At 58.1% G+C, this 22,341-nt stretch carries 21 protein-coding genes; 7 read left to right on the plus strand and 14 right to left on the minus strand.

The window, feature by feature from the left end:
• Nucleotides 1-61 precede the first annotated feature (61 nt).
• The gene (locus ACVWXF_RS01420; protein ID WP_457473438.1) at nucleotides 62-532 is read right to left on the minus strand and encodes a hypothetical protein; all 471 of its coding nucleotides are present in this window, start codon (nucleotides 530-532) and stop codon (nucleotides 62-64) included.
• An 859-nt stretch (nucleotides 533-1,391) separates the two neighbouring features.
• Here ACVWXF_RS01420 and ACVWXF_RS01425 point away from each other — a divergent pair.
• From ACVWXF_RS01425 to ACVWXF_RS01435, 3 genes are all read left to right on the plus strand, one after another.
• Nucleotides 1,392-2,438 carry a Fe(3+) ABC transporter substrate-binding protein gene (locus ACVWXF_RS01425; protein ID WP_457443894.1) on the plus strand — a complete coding sequence of 349 codons (1,047 nt, stop codon included), beginning with the start codon at nucleotides 1,392-1,394 and terminating at the stop codon, nucleotides 2,436-2,438.
• Between the two features lie 173 nt (nucleotides 2,439-2,611).
• Nucleotides 2,612-2,977, plus strand: a complete 366-nt coding sequence (locus tag ACVWXF_RS01430) for a hypothetical protein (RefSeq protein WP_457473439.1) — start codon at nucleotides 2,612-2,614, stop codon at nucleotides 2,975-2,977.
• 93 nt (nucleotides 2,978-3,070) lie between these two features.
• Nucleotides 3,071-4,771 carry an ABC transporter permease gene (locus ACVWXF_RS01435; protein ID WP_457384611.1) on the plus strand — a complete coding sequence of 567 codons (1,701 nt, stop codon included), beginning with the start codon at nucleotides 3,071-3,073 and terminating at the stop codon, nucleotides 4,769-4,771.
• A 5-nt stretch (nucleotides 4,772-4,776) separates the two neighbouring features.
• Here ACVWXF_RS01435 and ACVWXF_RS01440 read toward each other — a convergent pair whose 3' ends face one another.
• From ACVWXF_RS01440 to ACVWXF_RS01475, 8 genes are all read right to left on the minus strand, one after another.
• Nucleotides 4,777-5,721 carry a F0F1 ATP synthase subunit gamma gene (locus ACVWXF_RS01440; protein ID WP_414330493.1) on the minus strand — a complete coding sequence of 315 codons (945 nt, stop codon included), beginning with the start codon at nucleotides 5,719-5,721 and terminating at the stop codon, nucleotides 4,777-4,779.
• A gap of 61 nt (nucleotides 5,722-5,782) precedes the next feature.
• A complete protein-coding gene (atpA, locus tag ACVWXF_RS01445) occupies nucleotides 5,783-7,303 on the minus strand; it encodes a F0F1 ATP synthase subunit alpha (protein ID WP_414357040.1) in 1,521 nt (506 codons plus the stop codon).
• A 44-nt stretch (nucleotides 7,304-7,347) separates the two neighbouring features.
• Nucleotides 7,348-7,896 (minus strand): ATP synthase F1 subunit delta, encoded by a 549-nt coding sequence (gene atpH, locus ACVWXF_RS01450; RefSeq protein ID WP_414330491.1) that lies wholly within the window; start codon nucleotides 7,894-7,896, stop codon nucleotides 7,348-7,350.
• Between the two features lie 20 nt (nucleotides 7,897-7,916).
• A complete protein-coding gene (locus tag ACVWXF_RS01455; protein WP_457473440.1) occupies nucleotides 7,917-8,480 on the minus strand; it encodes a F0F1 ATP synthase subunit B in 564 nt (187 codons plus the stop codon).
• A 35-nt stretch (nucleotides 8,481-8,515) separates the two neighbouring features.
• On the minus strand, nucleotides 8,516-8,989 hold the full coding sequence (locus tag ACVWXF_RS01460) for a F0F1 ATP synthase subunit B' (protein ID WP_414349846.1): 474 nt from the start codon (nucleotides 8,987-8,989) through the stop codon (nucleotides 8,516-8,518).
• A gap of 102 nt (nucleotides 8,990-9,091) precedes the next feature.
• Nucleotides 9,092-9,337 carry an ATP synthase F0 subunit C gene (gene atpE / locus ACVWXF_RS01465; RefSeq protein WP_235280127.1) on the minus strand — a complete coding sequence of 82 codons (246 nt, stop codon included), beginning with the start codon at nucleotides 9,335-9,337 and terminating at the stop codon, nucleotides 9,092-9,094.
• Nucleotides 9,338-9,558: 221 nt separating this feature from the next.
• Nucleotides 9,559-10,305 carry a F0F1 ATP synthase subunit A gene (gene atpB / locus ACVWXF_RS01470; RefSeq protein ID WP_414349847.1) on the minus strand — a complete coding sequence of 249 codons (747 nt, stop codon included), beginning with the start codon at nucleotides 10,303-10,305 and terminating at the stop codon, nucleotides 9,559-9,561.
• Between the two features lie 5 nt (nucleotides 10,306-10,310).
• Complete coding sequence (locus tag ACVWXF_RS01475) at nucleotides 10,311-10,715, minus strand: hypothetical protein (protein WP_238376806.1); 405 nt, start codon at nucleotides 10,713-10,715, stop codon at nucleotides 10,311-10,313.
• 820 nt (nucleotides 10,716-11,535) lie between these two features.
• Between ACVWXF_RS01475 and ACVWXF_RS01480 the strand changes: the two genes are divergently transcribed.
• Both ACVWXF_RS01480 and ACVWXF_RS01485 read left to right on the plus strand, forming a co-directional pair.
• Entirely contained in the window at nucleotides 11,536-12,123 is a 588-nt protein-coding gene (locus tag ACVWXF_RS01480) for a DUF3177 family protein (RefSeq protein WP_457439747.1), read from the plus strand.
• Entirely contained in the window at nucleotides 12,120-12,434 is a 315-nt protein-coding gene (locus tag ACVWXF_RS01485; RefSeq protein ID WP_414330481.1) for a DUF7734 family protein, read from the plus strand. The genes ACVWXF_RS01480 and ACVWXF_RS01485 overlap by 4 nt, the downstream gene beginning before the upstream one ends.
• A 14-nt stretch (nucleotides 12,435-12,448) precedes the next feature.
• On the opposite strand, the gene gpmI is transcribed toward ACVWXF_RS01485, so the two are convergent.
• The 4 genes from gpmI to mnmE all read right to left on the minus strand — a co-directional run bounded on the left by gpmI (nucleotide 12,449) and on the right by mnmE (nucleotide 16,794).
• Nucleotides 12,449-14,041: a 2,3-bisphosphoglycerate-independent phosphoglycerate mutase gene (gene gpmI / locus ACVWXF_RS01490; RefSeq protein WP_457473441.1), complete on the minus strand. Its 1,593-nt coding sequence runs from the start codon at nucleotides 14,039-14,041 to the stop codon at nucleotides 12,449-12,451.
• A gap of 215 nt (nucleotides 14,042-14,256) precedes the next feature.
• Nucleotides 14,257-14,775, minus strand: a complete 519-nt coding sequence (locus tag ACVWXF_RS01495; RefSeq protein WP_011434229.1) for a tetratricopeptide repeat protein — start codon at nucleotides 14,773-14,775, stop codon at nucleotides 14,257-14,259.
• Between the two features lie 39 nt (nucleotides 14,776-14,814).
• Nucleotides 14,815-15,315 carry a DNA starvation/stationary phase protection protein Dps gene (dps, locus tag ACVWXF_RS01500; protein WP_414416568.1) on the minus strand — a complete coding sequence of 167 codons (501 nt, stop codon included), beginning with the start codon at nucleotides 15,313-15,315 and terminating at the stop codon, nucleotides 14,815-14,817.
• Nucleotides 15,316-15,414: 99 nt separating this feature from the next.
• A complete protein-coding gene (gene mnmE, locus ACVWXF_RS01505) occupies nucleotides 15,415-16,794 on the minus strand; it encodes a tRNA uridine-5-carboxymethylaminomethyl(34) synthesis GTPase MnmE (protein WP_457473442.1) in 1,380 nt (459 codons plus the stop codon).
• Between the two features lie 150 nt (nucleotides 16,795-16,944).
• On the opposite strand from mnmE, the gene glgP reads away from it, so the two are divergent.
• Nucleotides 16,945-19,545, plus strand: coding sequence for an alpha-glucan family phosphorylase (gene glgP / locus ACVWXF_RS01510; RefSeq protein WP_457473443.1), 2,601 nt, complete (start codon nucleotides 16,945-16,947; stop codon nucleotides 19,543-19,545).
• Between the two features lie 715 nt (nucleotides 19,546-20,260).
• Nucleotides 20,261-21,322 (plus strand): tetratricopeptide repeat protein, encoded by a 1,062-nt coding sequence (locus ACVWXF_RS01515; RefSeq protein WP_457473444.1) that lies wholly within the window; start codon nucleotides 20,261-20,263, stop codon nucleotides 21,320-21,322.
• Here the strand turns inward: ACVWXF_RS01515 and ACVWXF_RS01520 are convergent.
• On the minus strand, nucleotides 21,319-22,128 hold the full coding sequence (locus ACVWXF_RS01520) for a response regulator transcription factor (RefSeq protein ID WP_457473445.1): 810 nt from the start codon (nucleotides 22,126-22,128) through the stop codon (nucleotides 21,319-21,321). The two genes, ACVWXF_RS01515 and ACVWXF_RS01520, sit on opposite strands and share 4 nt — an antisense overlap.
• Nucleotides 22,129-22,341 lie beyond the last annotated feature (213 nt).

Consider the following 22,341-nt stretch of genomic DNA (forward strand, 5'->3'; position numbering starts at 1 on the left):
ATAACGAGATGTTTTGGACTACGGAGTGCAGAATAGACCAATAAACAGAACAGTGTCCAAATCAATTCAGATTACTCTCGCTGTTTTCGTTCATGGCTGCAGGGATCCAATGGGCAGGCTGCGCCTGGGCAAACACCTGCACTTCAGTGCTCATTTTGCGCAGTTGGCGGGCTAACTTGATTGCCTTGTCGCGGGGAAGGGGTGGGCTCACCACCGCCGGCAGACAGCCCAATAGGGGTTTCAGGGCCGTTTTGGGCAGGCGTGCGTAGAACGATAAAGCCGAGAGGATCTCCTCTTCAAAATAGGGGTTGCGATACTCTAGGAGGCGCACCTGATACAGCTCTGGGGGAAGAGGCCGTCCTTGGGTTAAGCGAATCAGGGATCCCACCGTTCCCATCACATAGAGTTGATCGCCTTCTTTCAACAGGGTCTTGCCCTCTTTTTGCCAGATCTTGGGAAAAACACAGGGTTTCCCCGGTCGGGAGCGATGCAGCAAGATCACCAGGTCATAGTCCTGGGCCAGTTGGCGCAAGGATAGCCCCAGTTAGTGGCAATCGGCCGAGACCTGATACATTTACGCTGAACACTGCTGAACATCACTGTTCAACTATGCAGCGATAGCATTCTGTTTGTTTCCATTCGCGTTAGCGGGACGGAGTCCAAACAGAATGGCGGTATCCCGCAAAGCTTTGAGTAGAATACCCAAAGCGCAGTTTCCGTGTCGTCTTACTACCAATTTTCTGCTTTGCTTTGGCTACCATGTTGGCAGACTCGAAAGTAAACAGAAAGATCAACCGGTAGTAATCCGTACTGAACATATTATACATTATTTTCAGTATAGTTGAGCTTATTATTGACTAGAGTCATGCTCCACCAAATCGTTGTAGCCGCAGACCAGGATAGAGACACCTGGATCCCTGCTATTCTCTTGCACCTGTGCATGAGGCGATCTCGAAAGGGAGCTCACCATAGCTCTGTCATCTACCCTGCTCCCTTTATACCCGAAGCCTCTTCAGCTTTCGCGAGTGCTGTCAATACCGCTGACCGCAAAGCCCTGGGTAGAGACCCGTTGCTCAACAAGACCGGCTGCGTTGCTGGCCATCTCAGGCGCTGTCGAGGACAAGGGGAAGCCACCCAGTTTCATCCCAAAGGGTGAGAAGTGAGAACAACTCCCAAGAGCTTGACCTGGTACTTGAGATCTCCTATCATTGCCTCAAGGCAAAGTTCTTGAATAAAAGTCTCAATAAGGTTGGCCCAAGATAAGAGCCAACAGAGTGAGGCTTGCGGGGACTGTCTTTGTCCTTTGGGCTTGGCTTTCCGGTGCTTTCTCAGAGAGAGCCTGGCCGGTGGAGCTGTGTCTCTTGAGATGTTTTTGAACTTAGGAGTTGGGTATGCGCTTATCGCGACGGCAATTTGTCAGTGGAGCCACGCTAGGTTCTGCGGCTCTGGCAGCAGGGTCTCTTCTGCGTCCGGCCCATGGCGCCAATCGGGAAGTGAACCTCTACACCTCGCGACACTACAGCACAGACGAGAAATTGTACGAACTTTTCCAGCAGAAAACGGGCATTACCGTGAATTGGGTGCAGGGCAAAGCCGATGAGATCATCGAGCGCATCCGCAGCGAGGGATCCAACAGCCCCGCCGACATCTTCATGACGGTGGATGTTGCCCGGTTGTGGCGGGCTCAGAACGAGGGCTGGTTTCAACCCATCCAGTCGGAGACGCTCTCCAAAAATATTCCCGAGTCTCTGCGGGATCCAGAGGGGTACTGGTTTGGCCTCACCAAGCGGGCGCGGGTGATCATGTACAACAAAGACAAGGTGGATCCCAAGGAGTTGTCCACCTATGAGGACTTGGCAAACCCCAAATGGCGGGGCAAGGTGCTCACCCGCTCCTCCAGCAACGTCTACAGCCAATCCTTGACGGCCTCGATCATCTTGGCCCACGGGATCCCGGAAACAGAGCAATGGGCACGGGGTTTAGTAGCCAATTTTGCTCGTCCGCCGGAAGGGGGAGACATAGATCAGATCAAGGCCGTGGCCGCCGGGGTGGGAGACGTGGCTTTGGCCAACACCTACTATTTGCCGCGTTTGATCAAATCCGACAATCCAGAAGAGCGCGCCGTAGCCGAGAAAATCGGCGTCTTCTTCCCCAACCAGCAGGATCGTGGCACCCACGTCAACATCAGCGGGGCCGGCATTCTGAAAACAGCTCCCAACAAAGACGCGGCCATCCAATTTTTGGAGTTTCTCTCCGGGCCAGAGGCGCAGGCCATTTTTGCCCAGAGCAACAATGAGTACCCGGTACTGCCCGGGGCTGAGATCGACTCGTTGGTGGCTAGCTTTGGCACCTTTAAGGAAGATACGATCAACGCCGCCAGCATTGGCCGCGTCACCCCTGATGCCCTAAAGGTAATGGATCGGGCCGGTTGGAAGTAGATCAGGCCTCCAGGACAGGCCCTGAGTGCAGCCTTTCATTGCTTGACGCCGTGAACGTTAAGCAGCTTGACGGTTCTTGGCCAAGCGTCGATACTCTAGGACGGCGTTGCTTCCGTTCGAGGCCGCTCAGGCGTCCTGTCTTTCTTTTTCAAAAGCTTCTGGAGGTTTGCCAAATGAAACAACTGCGAACAGCAGGCTTGTTCTTGCTCCTGCTTTCTTTAACTTCTTTCTACACCAATAGCCCGGCAAAGGCAATTGAAAACCTTCCCGAAAAGGCTCCTGTTCCAAAGCGGGATCTGCTTTTGACCACAGAAAACAAAGAAGAAGTATTTGACATTATGTCGATCCCCAATTATCCCCACGACAAGCCCGAGGGGTTGGCCATTCTCAACTCAACTACCCTAGCGATAGTTAACGACGACGACTTTGGCATCGTCTTGGAAAAGGGCGCGGTTCAAGAAAAAACTATGCCTTACCTTGGTAACAAGCAAGACGAGAACATCGTTTATTTCGTTAAGCTGCCCAAGAGCTTGTTTTGAGAGAAAACTTGGTTGGGGATCCCTGGAGGATCCCCTTTTCTTCCCCAGGAGTTGCTCAAGAGGTAGCTCCCGCCTGTTGAGATGGACAAAGAGATGAGGTTGAAGTTGTTGAGCAAATCTCTGCCGGGAAGTGGCTTCTTTCCTCTGAACGGCTGGGCGCTTCTGACTCTGACCCTCAGCGGTCTCATTCTCGTTCCTGTCCTTACGGTGTTGCTCAGCCTTTTTGCGGACGAGCGGCAGGTTTGGGAGCACCTGGCCGATACGGTCTTGGGGCTTTATGTGCGCAATAGCCTGGTGATGATGGCAGGGGTGGCGGCGGGGGTCATCCTGGTGGGCAGTGGCACTGCCTGGCTGGTGACCATGTGTCAGTTTTGGGGGCGGGCCTGGCTGGAGTGGATGTTGGTGCTGCCCCTGGCGGCCCCCACCTATGTGTTGGCCTACGCCTACACCGATTTTTTGCAGGTAACCGGCGGTTTCCAGATCTGGCTGCGGCGGGTAACAGGTTGGGGGATCGGCGACTACTGGTTCCCTAACATTCGCTCGTTGTGGGGGGCGATCCTGCTGCTGATCCTCACCCTCTATCCCTATGTTTACCTCTCGGCCCGGCTGGCCTTTCAGGAGCAATCGGTGGCCTGCTTAGAGGTAAGCCGCTCCTTGGGCTACGGGCCTTGGGCCAGCTTTTTCAAGGTGGCTTTGCCGCTGGCCCGACCGGGGATCGTGGCCGGCTGTCTGCTGGCCTTGATGGAGACCCTCAACGATTTCGGTACGGTCAGCTATTTCGGGGTAGATACCTTTACAACCGGCATCTACCGCACCTGGACGGCCCTGGGCAATCCGGTGGCGGCGGCTCAGCTTTCGGCGCTGCTGTTGCTGCTGGTGTTGCTGCTGATAACGATGGAGCAGGTCTCCCGCCGGCGGGCGCGCTACTATCGCCAAGGGTTCAAACCCACCCCAACCCGTTACCGCCTACAAGGGATCCGGGCGGTGGGGGCTTGGCTAGCCTGTGGGATCCCGATTGGGCTGGGCTTCGTCGTGCCGGCCTTGATCCTGCTCCACATGACCCTGCGGCAGGGGGAGTTGGGTCGCCGCTTTTGGAGCTACGCCCAGAACAGCTTTCTGCTATCCACCATCACGGCTATCATTGCTGTTTCCGTGTCGGTGGTGGTGCTTTACGGGCTGCGCATGCAGGGGCTAGGACGGGCGGGATCCCCGTGGGGCCTGCGGCTGGCAGTGCAGTTGTCTTCTCTGGGCTATGCGCTGCCTGGGGTGGTGATTGCAGTGGGGGTTCTGATTCCCCTAGGGTGGTTGGATCAACTGCTGAGCTACCTGCGGCAGGTGGTGCTGCAACAGCCACCTGGCCTGGTGATCAGTGGCACCCTCACGGCTTTGGTGTTCGGCTACCTGGTGCGGTTTTTGGCCGTGGCTTTGGCCACCGTCGAGGCCACGCTGCTGCGCATTCCCCCCAGTTTGGATGAAGCGGCCCGCAGCCTGGGACAGGGATCCCTGGGCACCCTGTGGCAGGTGCATTTGCCCTTGATGAGGGGTGGCCTCTTGGGGGCTATGCTGCTGGTATTTGTGGATGTGATGAAGGAGCTGCCGGCCACGATGGTGCTGCGGCCCTTCAACTTCGACACCTTGGCGGTGCAAACCTACCGCTTGGCAGCCGATGAGCGTCTTGCGGAAGCAGGGGCACCGGCTTTGGCCATTGTCTTAGTGGGGATTTTGCCGGTGGTTCTGCTCAACTCCCAGATGGCGCGGCAACGCAACCTCGGCTCCTCAGGGGATCTCCTTTGAGAACCCTACAAGGCCTCCGCTCCGGCCACCACCTCCAGGATCTCCTGGGTAATAGCCGCCTGGCGAGCTTTGTTGTAGGCAAGACCCAGCGTGCGAATGAGCTCGCTGGCATTGTCGCTGGCGTTGTTCATGGCCGTCATGCGAGCTGCCAATTCGCTGGCCGCCGCCTCCTGCAAGGCCCGTAGCAACTGGTTGTTCAGGTACAGCGGCAGCAGTGCATCCAAAATCTGCACGGGATCCTGCTCAAAGATCATGTCCTGAGGTGGGGCCGAGACCGCTGCAATGACTTTGCTGCGCTCGACGGTAAACTCCCCACCCCGCACCAAAAGACGAAAAATTTCATCGTCTTGAGTGGCCAACCGCGACGGATCGAGGGGCAACAGGGATTGCACCACCGGACGGGAGCTGATCAAAGAGACAAAGCGGGTATAGAGCAGCTCTACCTTGTCCACCTTCTCCGACAAGAAGGCCGAGAGGAGCTGATCCCCAATCTGGGCAGCCTCAGCCGCCGTGGGGATCTGCGACAAATTCACGTAGGTCTTGGCGATGGGAGCGGAGCGCCGCTGGAAATACTGCACCGCCTTGCGGCCCACCAGGTAAAGCTGCACCTGCTGCCCTGTCTCCTGCAGCTCGCGAACCCGCTCCTCGGTGCGCTTAATCACGTTGGCGTTGTAGGCTCCGCACAAGCCCCGATCCCCGGCCACCACCAACAGCCCCACCGTCTGGATGGGCCGCTGCTTCAGCAGAGGCAAGTTGACATCCTCCAGTCGCAGCCGCGTCTGCAGTCGATAGAAAACCTGGGCCAGCCGGTCGGCGAAGGGACGGGTGGCCATCACTTGCTCTTGGGCGCGCCGCACCCGAGCTGCTGCCACCAGCCGCATGGCCTCGGTAATTTTGCGGGTGTTTTTCACCGCCTTGATGCGATCGCGGATGCGCTTGAGGTTTGCCATAACCTACTCCCTCTATTTTGGTGGTCGACAGGGATCCGGGCCAGGAGAGATCCGCGTCACCCTAGGCCGCCTTGGCCACGAAGCTCTGCTTGAACTCTGTGATGGCCGTTTTCAAGATTTCTTCTGCCTCGTCGGTGAGTTGCTTGGTGGAGAGGACGATCTCGCCATACTTGGGATGGGTGGTGCCCAGGTAAGCCAAAAGGCCCTGTTTGAAGCTGGAGACCTTCTCCACCGGAATGTCATCCAAATAGCCTCGCGTCCCCGCATAGATAATGGCCACCTGCTGATCCAGAGACAGGGGAGAGTATTGCGGCTGTTTCAGCAACTCCTGCAGCCGTTGGCCGCGGGCCAACTGCTTTTGGGTGGCCTCATCCAGGTCAGAGGCAAATTGGGCAAAGGCTTCCAGATCCCGAAATTGGGCCAGTTCCACCTTGATGGAGCCAGCCACCTTTTTCATCGCCTTGGTCTGAGCTGCCGAGCCGACGCGGCTGACGGAAATCCCGACGTTGATGGCCGGGCGGATGCCAGCGTTGAACAGATCCGATTCCAAGAAGATCTGCCCATCGGTGATGGAGATAACATTGGTGGGAATGTAGGCCGACACGTCATTGGCCTGGGTTTCCACGATCGGCAGCGCCGTCATGGATCCCTCTCCCAGTTGGCTGCTCAGCTTGGCGGCTCGCTCCAATAGCCGCGAGTGCAGGTAGAACACATCCCCAGGATAAGCTTCCCGACCGGGTGGACGGCGCAGCAGCAGCGACATTTGCCGATAAGCCACCGCCTGCTTGGAGAGGTCGTCATAGACCACCAGGGTGTGTTTGCCCTGGTACATGAAGTATTCAGCAATGGTGGCGCCACAGTAGGGGGCCAGCCACTGCAACGGGGCCGGGCTATCGGCGCCGGCAGCCACCACAATGCTGTAGTCCATAGCCCCTCGCTCGGTCAGGATGCCCACCACCTGGGCGATGGTGCTCTGCTTCTGACCAATGGCCACGTAAATGCAGATCACATCCTGCCCTTTTTGGTTCAGGATTGTGTCCACAGCAACGGTGGTCTTGCCGGTTTGGCGGTCGCCGATGATCAGTTCCCGCTGCCCCCGCCCGATGGGGATCAGGGCATCGATGGCGGTAATGCCGGTTTGCAGGGGCTCGTACACAGAGCGGCGATCGACAATGCCAGGTGCCGGAGATTCGATCAGGCGAGACTCCGTACACTGGATCGGGCCTTTGCCGTCGAGGGGGTTGCACAGGGGATCCACCACGCGGCCCAAGAGGGCTTCCCCCACCGGGATGCTGGCAATCTTGCCCGTGGATTTGACGGTGGATCCCTCTTGGATATTCCGCCCGGAGCCGATCAGCACGGCACCGATGTTGTCTTCTTCCAGGTTGAGGGCAATACCGGTGGTGCCATCCTCAAATTCCAGCAGCTCGCTGGCCATCACCTTATCCAAACCGTAGATGCGGGCAATGCCATCCCCCACCTGCAGAACTGTCCCCACATTGGAGACCTGCATCTCCTGGTTGTACTGCTCAATCTGCTGTTTGATGATGGTGCTAATCTCGTCTGGGCGAATGGTAGGCATAGCAGTCCTCTCAAGGTAACGGGAAGGGATCCTCAAAAACCAACTTAGGCCAACTGCAAGGCCAGCCGGCGCAACTGTCCACGCAAGCTGAGGTCGATCACCTGGGATCCAATCTTGATGACCACCCCTCCCAGCAGCTCCGGATCCTGAGTGGCTTGCAACTCCACACCGCTGGCCTGGGTGAAGTCCATCACCCGCTCGCGAATTGACTGCTGCTGAGCTTCCGTCAAGGGTATCGCCGTCGTCACCTCGGCCAGGACAATGTTCTGGAGCTTCCGTTGCAGATCCAAAAAGCGCCGGCAGACGGCCCCGAGAAACATGATACGGCGGCGGTCGGTCAACAACTTCAGCGCATTCAGCAGCAGAGGGTGGATCTGATCGGCAAATACTTGCTGCAGCAGGTTCTTTTTGGCCTCGGCCTTGATCACCGGGTTGGCGAGAAACTGGCCCAGCTCCGGCGTAGCCCGCAAAACCTCGGCAATAAAGCGCATATCGGCAGCAAAAGTGTCCAGCAATCCCTGGCCTGACCCAAGAGCAATGAGAGCCTCGGCATAGGGATCCACCACCTTCTCGGCCATTGTGCTGCTGATCATACCTTTCTCCTCCTTGAGAGTTAGCGGGCAATCATTTGGATCCCTCTCTCGATCAAGCTGCGGTGAACCTCTTCGTTGAGGTGCTGCGGCAACTCCTGCTCCACCTTGCTCAGGGCTTGGCGAACGATCTGCCGACGCAACTCTTGAAGAATCCGCTCCTGCTCGCTGGACAACTCTTTCTCGGCATTGGCCCGCAGCCGCTCCACTTCCCGCTCCGCCTGCTCCAACAACTCTTGCCGACGGGCTTCGGCGTTGGCTTCCGCCTGCTTGCGGATACGTTCAGCCTCCTGCTGAGCCTGGGCCAGCTTTTGCTGCTCCTCCGCCAGCTTCTCGATGGCTTCCTGTTTGCGCTGCTCCGCCTGCCGCAGTTCTTCTAGGATCCCCTCCCGCCGCTTGGCCAGGGCTTCTCCCACCACTTTGCGACCCAAGATAAACAGCAAGGTGAGAATGATCGCGATGTTGATCAGGTTGCTCTCGAGAATCTTGGCCAAGAGATCCCCCTCTCCTGCCTTGGCTTCTGGGAGTAGCTCCGTGGTCTCGGCCACAGCCAAGATCCAACCGGCCACCCAACTCCACACAGGCATCGCAAGCTCCTCCAAAAGTACTTCCAACCAGCGATCTAACGAGCACTGCCCAACAGTTTCTGGGTAATCTGGGCGGCAATGGCATCCACCTGCTGCTGCAGCTGTTCGAGGGCTGCCTGCTTCTCTTGCTCGACCTGTAGCCGCGCCGCCTCCAGCTTCTGCTGGATCTCTGCCTGCACAGCAGCCAGTTTCTCGGAACGAATGCGAGCAGCTGCAGCCTCTGCCTCAGCGATCACCTGCTGGGCTTGCAAGCGGGCCTGGCTGATCTCAGACTCATACTGTCGGGTCAACGACACCGCCTTGTCCAACCGCTCTTGGGCTTCCGCTTGAGTGGTGCGGATGTAGTCGCTGCGGCTGTCGATAGCCCGCGTAACCGGCTCATAGAAGAGAGAGTTGAGCACTGCCACCAACAGCAAAAACTGAATGGCAATCAGGGGCAGGGTGGCATCCAGATCGAAAAGACCACCTTTTTCAGCCGCTTCAACAGCCAATAGAGTTTGGAAGAGCATGGGTGTTATGACCCCAACAGAAACTTAGGTCTACCGTCAGGCCGAGTTGGGGGGCGGATATGGCTCACCTCGGCCATCGCTGCGGCCCGCCCCCGTAGGACACTAGGCGAAGGGGTTGGCAAACAAGAGCACCAAAGCCACCACCAAGCCGTAGATGGTCAGAGCTTCCATGAAGGCCAGGCTAACCAGCAGGTTGCCGCGGATCTTGTCTTCCGCCTCCGGTTGGCGGGCCACCCCTTCCATCGCAGCAGCAGCGGCGTTCCCCTGTCCGATCCCAGGACCCAGGGATCCCAGACCAATGGCCAGAGCAGCAGCCAGAACAGAAGCAGCAGAGGTTAACGGATCCATAGTGAGATGCTCCTTGGTGATTGACACAACAACAACGTCTCTTGAGCTTCAGAGGTGATCGGGTCTGATACACTACAGCCTCAAATCACTCCCTTGTCGGCGGCTTTCAGAACCAATCTGTCAGCCCCAACAAACCTTACCAAAAGAAGGGATCCCTTGCGCTGACCCATTTGAGATGATCCTCCCGAAAAGGTTCAAGATGGATCGACCGACCAGCGGGATCAATCGTGGTGATCCCCTCCTCCATGACCTTCCAGCGCCTCTCCAATGTAAGCTGCCGAGAGGGTTGAGAAGATCAAAGCCTGAATCGCCCCTGTAAACAGGAACAGAACCATCACCGGCACTGGGATAAACAGGGGCACCAGCAGCACCAGCACCGCTATCACCAGCTCTTCGGCCAGGATGTTGCCGAACAGACGGAAACTCAGGGAGAGGGGCTTGGTGAAATCTTCCAAAACATTGATGGGCAGCAGAATCGGGGTAGGCTCAATGTATTTTTTGAAGTAAGACAGCCCCCGCTTGCTGATGCCGGCCACGAAATACATGATGCTGGTGAGCAGCGCCAACCCGGCAGTGGTGTTGATGTCGTTGGTGGGGGAGGCCAACTCCCCTTCCGGCAGGGGAATTAACTTCCAGGGGAAGAGGTTGCCCATCCAGTTGGAGACGAAGATGAACAGGAACAAGGTGCCGACATAGGGTACCCAGGGCCGGAAGTTTTTCTCGCCAATCTGGGCACGGGCAATGCTCTGCACAAATTCCAGGGCATACTCGACAAAGTTTTGCAGACCAGCCGGCTCCCGCTGCAGTTGACGGGTGCCCAAGATAACCACCGTCAAGATCAGGGCAATGGCGATCCAGCTGGCGATCAAAACCTGCCCGTGAACCGTGAATTTGCCCAGGTGCCAGTAAAGGTGATGGCCGACCTCGAGTTCTGCCAAAAGAGGAGGAGAGGAGAAGGACAGGTTCATGGGCATCACACAGAAGAAGATGAACGGGTCAAGGTCTGGACAAGATGAATGAGCAGGGTGACCTTGTAGGTCATGAACCCCAGGAAAATGGGCAATATCTGTAAAGACTTCACCTGAGTGGCTAAAACGATCAGCCCGACAAACAGAGCCAAACGCGTCACCCCCAAACGGTTGCGGCTTTTGCCCAGCTCCGCTACGCCGCGGCCCAGCATGCGCAGATAAACCACGCCAACAACCGCCCCCAGCAAGTAGTTGGCAGCTACCCCCAGAGAGTAAACCAGGGCCACTCCCACGGCAATGGCCAGACTTACCCCCAAGGTAACCAGCACCAGCCACAGCTGCAGCGCTTCATAGCTCCCGCTGCCAGCAACTGCTGCCCCCCTAGCTCCACCCTTCACCTTCCTCGCCAAATCGGGCTTCCCCAGGGCAAGGGGTGGCTCTGACGCAACTGGATCCCCTGTCTCTTCCTCCCGCTTCGGAGAAGGAGGTGCATTCTCCAAGGGAGGCAGTGGTCTGGGCTTCCACTGGGTCGCCTTCCAACGGGTAGAACTGTGAGAGAGGAGTCTGGAAGAACGGGCCATGGTTTTGAGGTCATGCCTCTCAAGGTTTGACCTTAACCCAAGATAACACGATTAAGTAACAATACTTAATGAGATTAAGTTGGGCCAAGGTCTGAAGGAGACTCCGCTGGTCGCTCAGACAGGCAGCTGGCCTTCCGAACGACAGGGATACTGATACATTTACGCTGAACACTGCTGAACATCACTGTTCAACTATGCAGCGATAGCATTCTGTTTGTTTCCATTCGCGTTAGCGGGACGGAGTCCAAACAGAATGGCGGTATCCCGCAAAGCTTTGAGTAGAATACCCAAAGCGCAGTTTCCGTGTCGTCTTACTACCAATTTTCTGCTTTGCTTTGGCTACCATGTTGGCAGACTCGAAAGTAAACAGAAAGATCAACTGGTAGTAATCCGTACTGAACATATTATACATTATTTTCAGTATAGTTGAGCTTATTATTGACTAGAGTCATGCTCCTCTGAGGAGCTAGCTAAGAATCTACCACTTTCGGGGATCGGTAGCGGCAAAATGGAAAACTTTCTGAAAGCTGTCTGGTGTAAAGTTTTGCTGGGGATGGTCAGCAGGCGTTAACATTCCGTAACTCTCTGTGTCCCGTCCTGGATCCCCCAGGTTTCATATACTAAGGGGCAGGAGTGGCAGAGGGTGAGGATGACTCCCCAGAGTTGGCTGGTGGATGCAATCTGGCTGGACTACCGCTTGGCAGTGGCGCTGACGGTGGTGATGCCATTGCTGCTGCTGATTTGGGCTTTTGCGGTGGGGTTGCGGCCCTTGATTCAGCTATTGATCGTTTATTGGCGGGTATCGAGCCTCTTGGCGGTGACGGTGTACCTGATGATTGGGGGCCTGCCCGTCAGCTTTCTCAGTGGAGCAATGGCGCGGCTGTTGATCTTGGTTTGTCTTTGGTTTTGGCGGGACTGGAGTGCTGCTCTCGAGCAGTCGAGAAGCTGGGCGGCGCGAGCCTTTTTGCTCTGGCGGTGGGGCCTGACTGGTTATATGGGGGCCGGGATCCTCTTTTCGGGGGCCTTTGTGCCCTGTGCTTTCCGCACTTCTCTGCCAGAGGAGTGCCGGGCTTGGTTTGGGCCACCGCTGGGGTTTCGGGAGATCTTCCATCCCAATGTATCGCCGGAGCTGCTGGGGAGCGTGGGGGCCTGGGGGCTGGTGGCCTACCTGCTCTACAGCCTCTACTTTGTCTGGCGGCTGCGACCCGGAACTGATAAGGGGGAACTGGAAGCATGAGGGCCCTGCCTTGGCCCTTGGCCTTGGAGCGCTATAGCCAAGACCACCCGCAAGAGGTGCTGCGGGTGGAGGTGGAAAGCGAGGGAGAGTCTGATCTGGTGCTGATCTACCGCGGCTACAGCAGCTCCTTGCGCCGACCCACTCCCCCCGATCCCGAAGCGGCGGTGATCCCTCCCCAGGCCCGCTTTTTGCAGTTGGAGCGCTTGGCTGCCCCCTATCACCCCGATCGCTCACGGGTTCTGGCTGTCTATCGCAACTGGGGAGAGCTAACAGCATGGCTGGCCCAAGAAGGGATCCCAGTGACGGAGTAAGGGATCCCTGGCACCTACCGCCCCACAGGACTGGGTTGCCGCTGGAGGATGGTGTATTCTGCCGGCTGCAAAAGCGAACGTCCTGTCATTTCGGGGGGCTGAGGCAGGCCCAAGATCTCCAGCAGGGTGGGGGCCACATCAGCCAAAGTGCCGTTGGAGCGCAACTTGACATCGCCGCCACAGCCGGGGATTTTGCGCCTTTCCCCCTCCACCAGAATGCAGGGAACGGGGTTGGTGGTGTGGGCCGTCCAGGGGTTGCCGTTCTCATCCCACATCAGCTCTGCATTGCCATGATCCGCCAGGATCAAAGTAGTGCCTCCCGCATCTACCACTGCCGCCAGCAACCTGCCCAAACAGCGATCTACCGTCTCCAAAGCGCGGATGGTGGCTTCGTAGTTGCCGGTGTGGCCCACCATGTCGGGATTGGCATAGTTGAGCACCACCAGGCTGTATTCGCGGCGGGCGATGGCCTCTATCGCTTTGTCGGTCACTTCCACTGCCGACATCTCTGGCACCTGGTCGTAGGTGGTCACCAGCGGGCTTTGCACCAGGATGCGATCTTCGCCGGGGAAGGGCTGCTCGATGCCGCCGTTGAAGAAGTAGGTGACATGGGCGTATTTTTCCGTCTCGGCAATGCGCAATTGCTTGAGGCCGGCCTCGCTCACCACTTGGCCCAGCAGGTGATTCAGGTTCTGCGGCTTGAACAGCACCTGCACCGGCAGATCCGCCTCGTACTGAGTCATGGTGATGAAGGTGAGATCCGGCAGCAAGGGGCGTTGAAAACCCGAAAAGTCTGGGCAGACAAAGGCTTGGGTAAGTTGGCGGGCGCGATCTGGGCGGAAGTTGAAGAAAAGCACCGCATCTCCCGGCTGCACAGCCCCCGGAGCCAGGCGGGTGGGCGGGATGAACTCGTCTGTGAGATCCTGGGCATAGAAAGCTTCCATCACCTCCGCGGCGCTTTGTCCACAGCCAGGGCCGTCTTGGGTCATGATCTCGTAGGCCTTCTGGGTGCGCTCCCAACGGCGATCCCGATCCATGGCGTAGTAGCGTCCGCTCAGGGTGGCGATGACGCCATTGCCCAGCCATTGCAGCTCTTTTTCCAGGGCGGCCAGAACCCTGGCACCATCGCGGGGCAAGGTGTCGCGGCCATCGGTGATGGCGTGGACATAGGCCGGAATCTCAGCCTGGGCCGCCAGCTTGAGCAACCCATAGAGATGGTCGATGTGGGAGTGAACCCCCCCCTCGGAGCAAAGGCCAACGAAGTGAAAACGGCCCCCTCGCTCTCTGAGCTGGCGACAAACTTGCATCAACAAGGGATCCTGGAAGAGGGATCCTGTCTCTATCGCGTCGCTGATGCGCACCAATTCCTGCGGCACCACCCGCCCTGCCCCCAAGGTCAGGTGCCCGACTTCAGAGTTGCCCATCTGTCCTGCCGGCAGGCCCACGGCCCGACCCGAAGCTTGCAGCAGGGTGTGGGGATAGGCAGCCCAAAGGCTATCCAGGACAGGGGTTTCCGCAGCCAGCACCGCGTTGCCATCGAGAGCATCCCGATAACCCCAGCCATCCAGGATCACCAAAACCACAGGTGCTACCGATTGCGAATCCATGAAATGGCCTCTCGTTTTATTTAAGACATAATACCAGCCCAGGCAACACGATACCGGATCTTACATTTGCGCTCAAGATTTCAATATTATCAATCTTCTTTTGAGAGGATAAGGAAGTGCCTGCACAGGCAGGATGGAGTCTTTAGAGCCAACTCCTATGGACAACTGTGCTGCGGTCAAGAGTATTTCTGCGGATGGAATTGCAGATGGGATCCTCAGGGGCTGGGCTGCAACCGTTTGCGCAGAGACTCCGAGCGCCGCTTAGCAATGGCATTTCGGGGATCCAACTTCAGGGCAGTTTCGTAAGCTTCCAGGCTTGGGCCATAGAGATTTTTCTTCTCATAGGCATGGGCCAGATTGTTCCAAGCAGTTACATAACCGGGATCCGCAGCCACGGCATCCTTGTAGTAACGGATGGCCAAGTCGTATTGCCCCTGGCTGAAGTAGGCAAAACCGAGGGCGTTGCAGACGGGGGGAATGTTCTCCCCGGCCACTTCTAGGGCTTTTTTAAGCTGGGCAACCGCCTGGTCGTAGAGGCCTTTTTGCAAATAGACGCTGCCCAACTCGTAGTGCTCCTGCGGGGATCCCTTGCCTTTGCTCAGGCGGGGCTGCAGCTCACGGATGACCTTTTCCTGGGCCCGTACCCGCAGCACCTCCCGCAGGACAAAGAAGCCCGCCACGCCGAGGATACTGGCCAGAGCCACCAAATACAGGAGGGGAACGTTAACGCCCATTTTGCTTGATCCACTTGCCTGTGACTGGCCTCGCTGGCGTCACGCCTGCAGGTGAGCCTCGATAAACCAAAGATCTTTGTCAATCTGGCGCGAGATCTCGGTGAACAGGTCTGCTGTGTCGGCATCCCCCAGTTCGGTGGTGCGGTCAATGTTGCGGCGGACGGAAGCTGCATATTGAGCGTAACGGGCTGCCAAAGCCTGCAGGTGATCCCGACCCTCTTCAGCGGCCAGATCGTACTCCGGCAAGGTGGAGGTTTGGGCAACGATGCGAGCCGTGCCGCGGGCGATGCCCCCCAAAGCCGTAACCCGTTCGGCCAGCATGTCCACGTAGTTTTCCAAGGTGCCGGCGAAGGTGTCGAACATCTCGTGCAAGGCGATGAAGTGCATGCCTTTAACGTTCCAGTGGGCCTGTTTCACCTGCGTCTTCAGATCCAACGTGTCTGCCAAGGACTGGTTGAGCAGCTCCACCAGTTGCGCGCGAGCCTCTGCTGGCAAATCGATCTGGGTGGGGTAGAGACGGGTTTTCTCGGCGGTAACCATGGCCAACCTCCTAACTGTGTTTCCATTATCGGGGATCCGCTTCGGCTTCCCAACTGAGCCCATAGTAACACAAACTCAAAATGAGTATGAGTTAGGGGGCTACTTACCGATGCAGAAGCGGCTGAAGATCTGATCCAGCACCGATTCCGAGATCTCCTCGCCGGTGATCTGGCCAAGGGCATGCAGGGCGCCCCGTAGGTCGATGCTCCAAAAGTCCAGGGGGAGCTGAGCTTGGATGGCCTGCCCCACCTGTTCCAGGCTGGCTTGGGCTTGTCGGAGGGCAGCGGCCTGCCGCTGGTTCAGGCTTATCTCCAGATTGGGCTGGGGACGTCCCTGGGTGACAAGCTGCTCCAGGGCTTCTTCCAGCTCCGGGATCCCTTTCCCTTGGGCGGCAACCGTGGGGACGCGGTGGGCAATCTCGGGGGGGAGAGGGATCCCCTCTGGCGGGGCGAGGTCGGTTTTGTTGATCACCAGGATGAGGGGGCGATGGCGGATCGACTCGTAGATGGCGGCGTCGGCAGCCGTCCAGCCCGCTTGGGCATCGATGACCAGTACCAGCACATCGGCAGCCTGAGCTAGGCGTTGGGAGCGCTCCACCCCCAGCCGTTCCACCGGATCTTCGGTGGCGCGGATGCCGGCAGTGTCCAGGAGCTGGACGGGGATCCCTTTCACCACCAGGTGGGATTCCACCACGTCGCGGGTGGTGCCGGGCAGATCGGTGACGATGGCCCGATCCTGTCCTGACCAAGCATTGAGCAGGCTGGACTTGCCCACATTGGGCCTCCCGACAATGGCCACCTTCACCCCGGTGCGCAGCAGTTGTCCCCGTTCTGCCGTGGCCAGCAGGGCTTGGATCTGGGCTTGAATAGCTTGGAGCCGGGCCTGCCAAGCGGCAACATCCAAGGGGGGCAGATCCTCTTCAAAGTCGAGGCGAGCCTCAATTTCTGCCAACAAACTCAGCAGCTCCTGGCGCAGGGCGCGAATGGATCCCCCTAACTTACCCTGCAAGCCTGCTAGGGCCATCCGGGCCGCCTGAGGGGAGCGGGCCGCCACCAGATCGGCCACACTCTCGGCCTGGGTGAGGTCAATGCGGCCATTCAGAAAAGCGCGCAGGCTAAACTCCCCCGGCTGAGCCAACCGCGCCCCCTGCCGCAGGCATTGTTGCAACGTGGCCTGAACCACCATGATGCCACCGTGGCAATGCAGCTCTGCCACATCTTCGCGGGTGTAAGAACGGGGGGCCTGCATCCAAACGGCCAGCGCTTCGTCTAGGATTTGGCCTTTCTCGTCGCGGATCCAGCCGTAGAGGAGCCGATGGCTCTCCCAGACTGCGTTGCGGCGGGCAGGGGTGAAGATGGCTTGGACAATGGGAAGGGCTCGTGACCCGGAAAGGCGCACAATCCCCACGCTGCCCTGTTCAGGCACCACCGCAGTGGCAATGGCAGCGATCGTATCGGCCAGTGGGGCAGTCGGATCCATCTTGAATGAAGCCCTGAGGGAGTTCGAGCAGCCGTTGGATTACAGCTCGGCATCCACTGGATTACAAATCGACATTCAAGTTAAAAAGCCACGCCCTCAGCCTGAGGGCAAGGTAGCCTGACAGTGGAAACAACGCTCCTCCCAGTCTTTATGAAGCCGCTACGCACGTTTAAGGTCACTCCCTACCTGCCTACTCCGCTGGAAAGTCTGCGCTTGTTGGCTTACAACCTGCATTTTAGTTGGAACGTAGAAACCCGCAGCCTATTCCGGCGCATGGATCCCGATCTGTGGGATGCCTGTGCCCACAACCCGGTGGCTCTTCTGGGTCGGATCCGGCAGGAACGGCTGGATGAATTGGCGGAGGATCCCGGCTTTTTGGCCCAGTTGGAACGGGCCAGCCAACAACTGCAGAGCTATCTGCAGGAAGACACTTGGTACCGCAAGTATCGTTCGGCCCAAGCGGTGGAGGGGGAATGCTATGCCTATTTTTCGGCCGAGTTTGGTTTGGCCGATTGTCTGCCCCTCTACTCAGGCGGCTTGGGGGTTTTGGCCGGGGATCACCTCAAGGCGGCCAGCGATCTGGGCTTGCCCTTGGTGGGCGTGGGCTTGCTCTACCAAAAGGGCTATTTTCGCCAGTACCTCAACCCCGACGGCTGGCAGCAGGAACGCTACCCAGTTAACGATTTCTTTAACATGCCCCTGGAGCTGCAGAGAGATGCGGAGGACCGCGAAATTCGCATTGAGGTGGATTATCCCAACCGCAAGGTGTTCGCCCGCATCTGGAAGGTGATGGTGGGGAGGGTGCCCCTGTATCTTCTGGACACCAACATCGAGCCCAACAGCCAGTACGACCAAGACATCACCGATGAGCTGTACGGCGGCGACCAAGATCTGCGCATCCACCAGGAGATCATGCTGGGGATCGGCGGCGTGCGGGCTTTGCGGGCCCTTGGCATCCATCCCACCGTCTACCACATGAACGAAGGGCACTCGGCCTTTTTGGCAGTAGAGCGGATTCGCCTGTTGATGGTGGAGCAGGGGCTGAGCTTTGAAGAGGCCTGGCAGGTGGCCAAGTCCAGCCAGATGTTTACCACCCACACGTCAGTGCCCGCCGGGATCGACCTATTCCCGCCCGACAAGATCGATTACTACCTCGGCTTCTACTACAGCCAGATGGGCCTGAGCCGGGAGCGCTTTTTGGCTTTGGGACGGGAAAATACTGGCGACTTCCAATCTCCCTTCAGCATGGCAGTGCTGGCCATCAACATGGCCTCTTTTGTCAACGGTGTGAGCAAGCTGCATGGGGCGGTTTCCCGCAAGATGTTCAGCCGGCTGTGGCCTGGGATCCCGCTGGAAGAAGTGCCGATTACTTCCATCACCAACGGGGTACATGTCCGCACCTGGGTGGGGGAGGAGAACCAAGCCCTCTACGACCGCTACCTGGGGCCGGATTGGGCAGAGGCTCCTCCTTCGGATCCCCTCTGGCAAAAGGTGGATCGGATTCCGGATGGGGAATTGTGGCGGGCCCACGAGCGCAGCCGCTCCCGCCTGATTAACTTTACCCGCGAGCGCTTGATGGAACAGCTCCAGAAACGGGCTGCCTCAGCGGCTGAGATCCAACGGGCCTCTGAGGCCCTCAACCCGGAGGTGCTTACCATTGGGTTTGCCCGCCGCTTTGCCACCTACAAGCGGGCCACCCTTTTGTTCCACAACCTGGAACGGCTCAAGGCTTTGCTCAACCATCCTCAGTACCCGATGCAGTTTATCTTTGCCGGCAAGGCCCACCCCCGCGACATACCCGGCAAAGAGCTGATCCGCCAGATCGTGCAGGTGTCGCGGCAGCCGGAGTTTCGCCAGCGCTTGGTTTTCATTGAGGACTACGACATGTATGTCACCAGCTTGATGGTGGCCGGGGTGGATGTGTGGCTGAACAACCCCTTGCGCCCCCGGGAGGCCAGCGGCACCAGTGGCATGAAGGCGGCAGCCAACGGTGGACAGAACCTCAGTATTTTGGACGGCTGGTGGGACGAGGCTGACTATTACCAGACCGGCTGGCCCATTGGCCGCGGTGAGGAGTATGAGGATCGCGCCTATCAAGATGAGGTGGAGTCGAATGCCCTCTACGACCTGCTGGAACAAGAGGTTGCCCCTCTCTTCTACCAGCGCGGCAGCGATGGCCTACCCCATCAGTGGATCCAGCGCATGAAGCAGGCGATTCGCCTCAATTGCCCCCAGTTCAGCACGCAGCGCATGGTGTTGGAGTACGTCCAGCGAGCCTACATTCCTCTCAGCAACTACTTCGACCGCATGCGCCGTGACCACTTCGAGTCGGCCCGCCAGTTCGTTCGTTGGCAAAACCACCTGCAGGAGCATTGGTACAACATCCAGGTTCTCAACGTCCAGATCGAAACCCCGAAGAAAGCTGCCGCTGCCGGCCTTGCCTTGGCACAGGATGACCAAGTGGTGATGGCCAGGGATCCCCTCACCGTGACGGTGGAAGTGCGGCTGGGATCCCTGCGACCTCAGGATGTGATCGTGCAAGCTTACCAGGGGCCGGTCAATGATGAGGGCCAGATTCAGAAAGGACAGGCAATCTCCCTGCGCTATGTGGAGACGGTGGAGGATCGGGCCATCTTCTCCGGCCAGATTTGCTATGAGGCCAGCGGCTTGCAAGGGTTAGCCATCCGCTTGCTGCCCTTTCACCCCGATATGCACGATCCCTATGAGCTGCGGTTGATGCTCTGGGCGTGACATACTCCCATCACTGACCCTACGGGTACAGTGTGGGCTTCTCGCTTCATCGGGGAGCCTACGCAAGAACCCTCTGCGAGCAGACACGGGATGTCCCACCGCGTAGCTGCACCAGATTCCGGCAAAGCCGTTTTGTGCAACTACTCTCATCATACACCATGTGGGGGTATCTGTATCCCGACACTGACGCTACGGGTACAGTGCGGGGCTTAGCTACCCCCACACCCCCACAAGCTAAAGGGTTGGGAGGAGCACGGGGATCCCCTTTCTACTCTTGATCCAAGTGAGCTACGGGAGCTTTTTGGGCTTGAGCTGTTCGGCGTTTTTCGCTGCCAAATCGGGCAGAATCAGAGAGCATGACTCTAGTCAATAATAAGCTCAACTATACTGAAAATAATGTATAATATGTTCAGTACGGATTACTACCAGTTGATCTTTCTGTTTACTTTCGAGTCTGCCAACATGGTAGCCAAAGCAAAGCAGAAAATTGGTAGTAAGACGACACGGAAACTGCGCTTTGGGTATTCTACTCAAAGCTTTGCGGGATACCGCCATTCTGTTCGGACTCCGTCCCGCTGACGCGAATGGAAACAAACAGAATGCTATCGCTGCATAGTTGAACAGTGATGTTCAGCAGTGTTCAGCGTAAATGTATCAGAAGCTCGCGAGCAGATTAAAAAAACAGGATACGCTCGTAACAGCGGTGCAGAGCAGTATGTTCAGAGCCCACGACTCTGCCGGTTTGCGCCTTTTGATTGCGGTTGCCCTGTTGCTGGGGAGCATGGCCAGCTGGCGGCAGGATCGTCTTTTGGCAGTGATGGGCCTGGTGGGTGCAGCCGCCATCTCTGCCTTTACCCGTCCGGCCATCTTGGCCTACAACCGTGGTCGAGAACGGTGGCTGAACCGGGATTTGCTGGGGGCTATTGAACAGCTCAGCTTGGCTCTGCAACGGGATCCCTGCCTGGCCAACGCCTACATTTTGCGGGGAGAAGCCTACTTTGCCCTCGGCCAAGTTCCCCAGGCCCTGGAGGATTTCGGCCAGGCGATCCGGTTGGCCCCGCGGCGACCAGAACCCTATTTTTATCGCGGGCTGATTCGTCAATCTCAGGGGGATCTCCAGGGAGCAACGGCGGAGTTTGCTGAGCTGGTGCGCCTACACCCCAATGTCCCCCACCACCTCAGCTTGGCCAACCTGCTCATGCAACAGGGATCCCTGCCTTTGGCCCTAGCCCACCTGGATGAAGCCATCCGCCTGGATCCCACCTCAGCACTTGCCTATTCCCAGCGAGCCCGTTTGCACAGCTACCTGGGCACCTGGGAGGCGGCTTTGGCCGATTGGTCGCAGGCTATTGACTGGGATCCCAGCCCGGCCCATTACTACCAGCGAGGTGTGGCTTATGCCTGTGGTGATCACTTTGACGAGGCCATTGCCGACCTCAGCCGCAGCCTAGAAATAGAACCCCAACAGCCCAACGTCCTCTACAGCAGGGGCAACCTTCTCTATGCGCTGGGGGAGATCAAAGCGGCTTTAGATGACTACGAGCGGGCCTTTCGCCTGGAAGCGGACATGAACCGGATTGACCTCTCCGACGAGTATGGGTTGTACGGACGAGGGCTGGCCTACTGGAATATGGGGGATAAAGCGACAGCTTTTTCGGATTTGCAAGCAGCTCTGCAGGTCAGCCGCCAACATCACAACCTGGCTCTGGAGCAGCGGGTGCGCCGGTCTCTGCTGCAACTGAGCGATCCCGACTGGGATCCTGCGCAATCTGCCTAGCGGGATTTGATTGATTGATTTGCAGGTGCCTCCCCTGACGCTGCAACTCCACGACGCTGCCGCTGAGGCCCAGATCCCGAAACGCCTGCAGCCACTGAAACGGTTTTCTGTTCCTGAGGCAGCGGGGGGTTGAGACCGAAGCAGTAGCCGACATTGCGCACTGTGTGGATCAAGCTGGGCTGGCGCGGATCCCGTTCCAGCTTTTTGCGCAACGAGAGGATGTGGGTATCGACGGTGCGAGGGTTATCGGTGGAATCCGGCCACGCTCGCTCCAGCAGCTCTAGACGAGAGACGGGATCCCCATCCGCCTGCACCAGCACCATCAGCAGGCTAAACTCCTGAGGCGTGAGGTCGATCCCTTCCCCGGCCAGGGCAACGCGCCGTTGCACCAGGTCAATTTTGAGATCCCCATACTGCAGAAAGGTGGGAGGAATATGCCGCTGTCGTCGCCGAGCCAAGGCTAGAAGGTGGGCATCCAGCAGTTGCATACTGAAGGGCTTGGTGAGGTAATCGTCCGCTCCTGCTTCTAGGCCGGCGATAATGTCCGCTTCGGATCCCCGGTGGGAGAGTAGCAAAATCAGCAGATCGTACTGGCGATGGGCCCACTGGCACAGTTGCAGCCCGCCGCGGTTGGACAGCTCCGCATCCAAAATCAGCAGGTGAATGGGCTGGTGTTGCAGCAGAGTCTTTGCTTGGCGAAGGGTCTCTGCTTCCCAAACTTGGTGTCCGGCCTGTTGCAAATGCCAACACAGCAAGCTGCGCAGATGAGGGTTGCCTTCTGCCAGCAAGATGTGCAAGGGTTGCATGGCTGTTCGGTTGGGATCCCGCCCACATCATAGTGCTCCGCACCGCTGACGCGACAGTGCTATGCCTCCGGCACCCTACCGGGAACCGCACCGCTGACGCGACAGTGCTATGCCTCCGGCACCCTACCGGGAACCGCACTGCTGTCCCAGTAGATAGCGAGTCACCTTAGACTCCGTCCCGCTAGCGCGAACGGGCAATGCTGTTCGCTTTTG

It is taken from the genome of Thermostichus sp. MS-CIW-40, assembly GCF_054058315.1.

What these genes read in the sequence shown, in the direction of transcription:
- ACVWXF_RS01425 (WP_457443894.1), top strand. Translation starts at nt 1,392, where the DNA reads ATGCGCTTATCGCGACGGCAATTTGTCAGTGGAGCCACGCTAGGTTCT.
- atpE (WP_235280127.1), bottom strand. Translation starts at nt 9,337, where the DNA reads ATGGATCCGTTAACCTCTGCTGCTTCTGTTCTGGCTGCTGCTCTGGCC.
- atpA (WP_414357040.1), bottom strand. Translation starts at nt 7,303, where the DNA reads ATGCCTACCATTCGCCCAGACGAGATTAGCACCATCATCAAACAGCAG.
- ACVWXF_RS01440 (WP_414330493.1), bottom strand. Translation starts at nt 5,721, where the DNA reads ATGGCAAACCTCAAGCGCATCCGCGATCGCATCAAGGCGGTGAAAAAC.
- ACVWXF_RS01515 (WP_457473444.1), top strand. Translation starts at nt 20,261, where the DNA reads ATGTTCAGAGCCCACGACTCTGCCGGTTTGCGCCTTTTGATTGCGGTT.
- gpmI (WP_457473441.1), bottom strand. Translation starts at nt 14,041, where the DNA reads ATGGATTCGCAATCGGTAGCACCTGTGGTTTTGGTGATCCTGGATGGC.
- ACVWXF_RS01495 (WP_011434229.1), bottom strand. Translation starts at nt 14,775, where the DNA reads ATGGGCGTTAACGTTCCCCTCCTGTATTTGGTGGCTCTGGCCAGTATC.
- ACVWXF_RS01520 (WP_457473445.1), bottom strand. Translation starts at nt 22,128, where the DNA reads ATGCAACCCTTGCACATCTTGCTGGCAGAAGGCAACCCTCATCTGCGC.
- dps (WP_414416568.1), bottom strand. Translation starts at nt 15,315, where the DNA reads ATGGTTACCGCCGAGAAAACCCGTCTCTACCCCACCCAGATCGATTTG.
- glgP (WP_457473443.1), top strand. Translation starts at nt 16,945, where the DNA reads ATGAAGCCGCTACGCACGTTTAAGGTCACTCCCTACCTGCCTACTCCG.
- ACVWXF_RS01460 (WP_414349846.1), bottom strand. Translation starts at nt 8,989, where the DNA reads ATGCTCTTCCAAACTCTATTGGCTGTTGAAGCGGCTGAAAAAGGTGGT.
- mnmE (WP_457473442.1), bottom strand. Translation starts at nt 16,794, where the DNA reads ATGGATCCGACTGCCCCACTGGCCGATACGATCGCTGCCATTGCCACT.
- ACVWXF_RS01485 (WP_414330481.1), top strand. Translation starts at nt 12,120, where the DNA reads ATGAGGGCCCTGCCTTGGCCCTTGGCCTTGGAGCGCTATAGCCAAGAC.
- ACVWXF_RS01455 (WP_457473440.1), bottom strand. Translation starts at nt 8,480, where the DNA reads ATGCCTGTGTGGAGTTGGGTGGCCGGTTGGATCTTGGCTGTGGCCGAG.
- atpH (WP_414330491.1), bottom strand. Translation starts at nt 7,896, where the DNA reads ATGATCAGCAGCACAATGGCCGAGAAGGTGGTGGATCCCTATGCCGAG.
- ACVWXF_RS01430 (WP_457473439.1), top strand. Translation starts at nt 2,612, where the DNA reads ATGAAACAACTGCGAACAGCAGGCTTGTTCTTGCTCCTGCTTTCTTTA.
- atpB (WP_414349847.1), bottom strand. Translation starts at nt 10,305, where the DNA reads ATGAACCTGTCCTTCTCCTCTCCTCCTCTTTTGGCAGAACTCGAGGTC.
- ACVWXF_RS01435 (WP_457384611.1), top strand. Translation starts at nt 3,071, where the DNA reads ATGAGGTTGAAGTTGTTGAGCAAATCTCTGCCGGGAAGTGGCTTCTTT.
- ACVWXF_RS01480 (WP_457439747.1), top strand. Translation starts at nt 11,536, where the DNA reads ATGACTCCCCAGAGTTGGCTGGTGGATGCAATCTGGCTGGACTACCGC.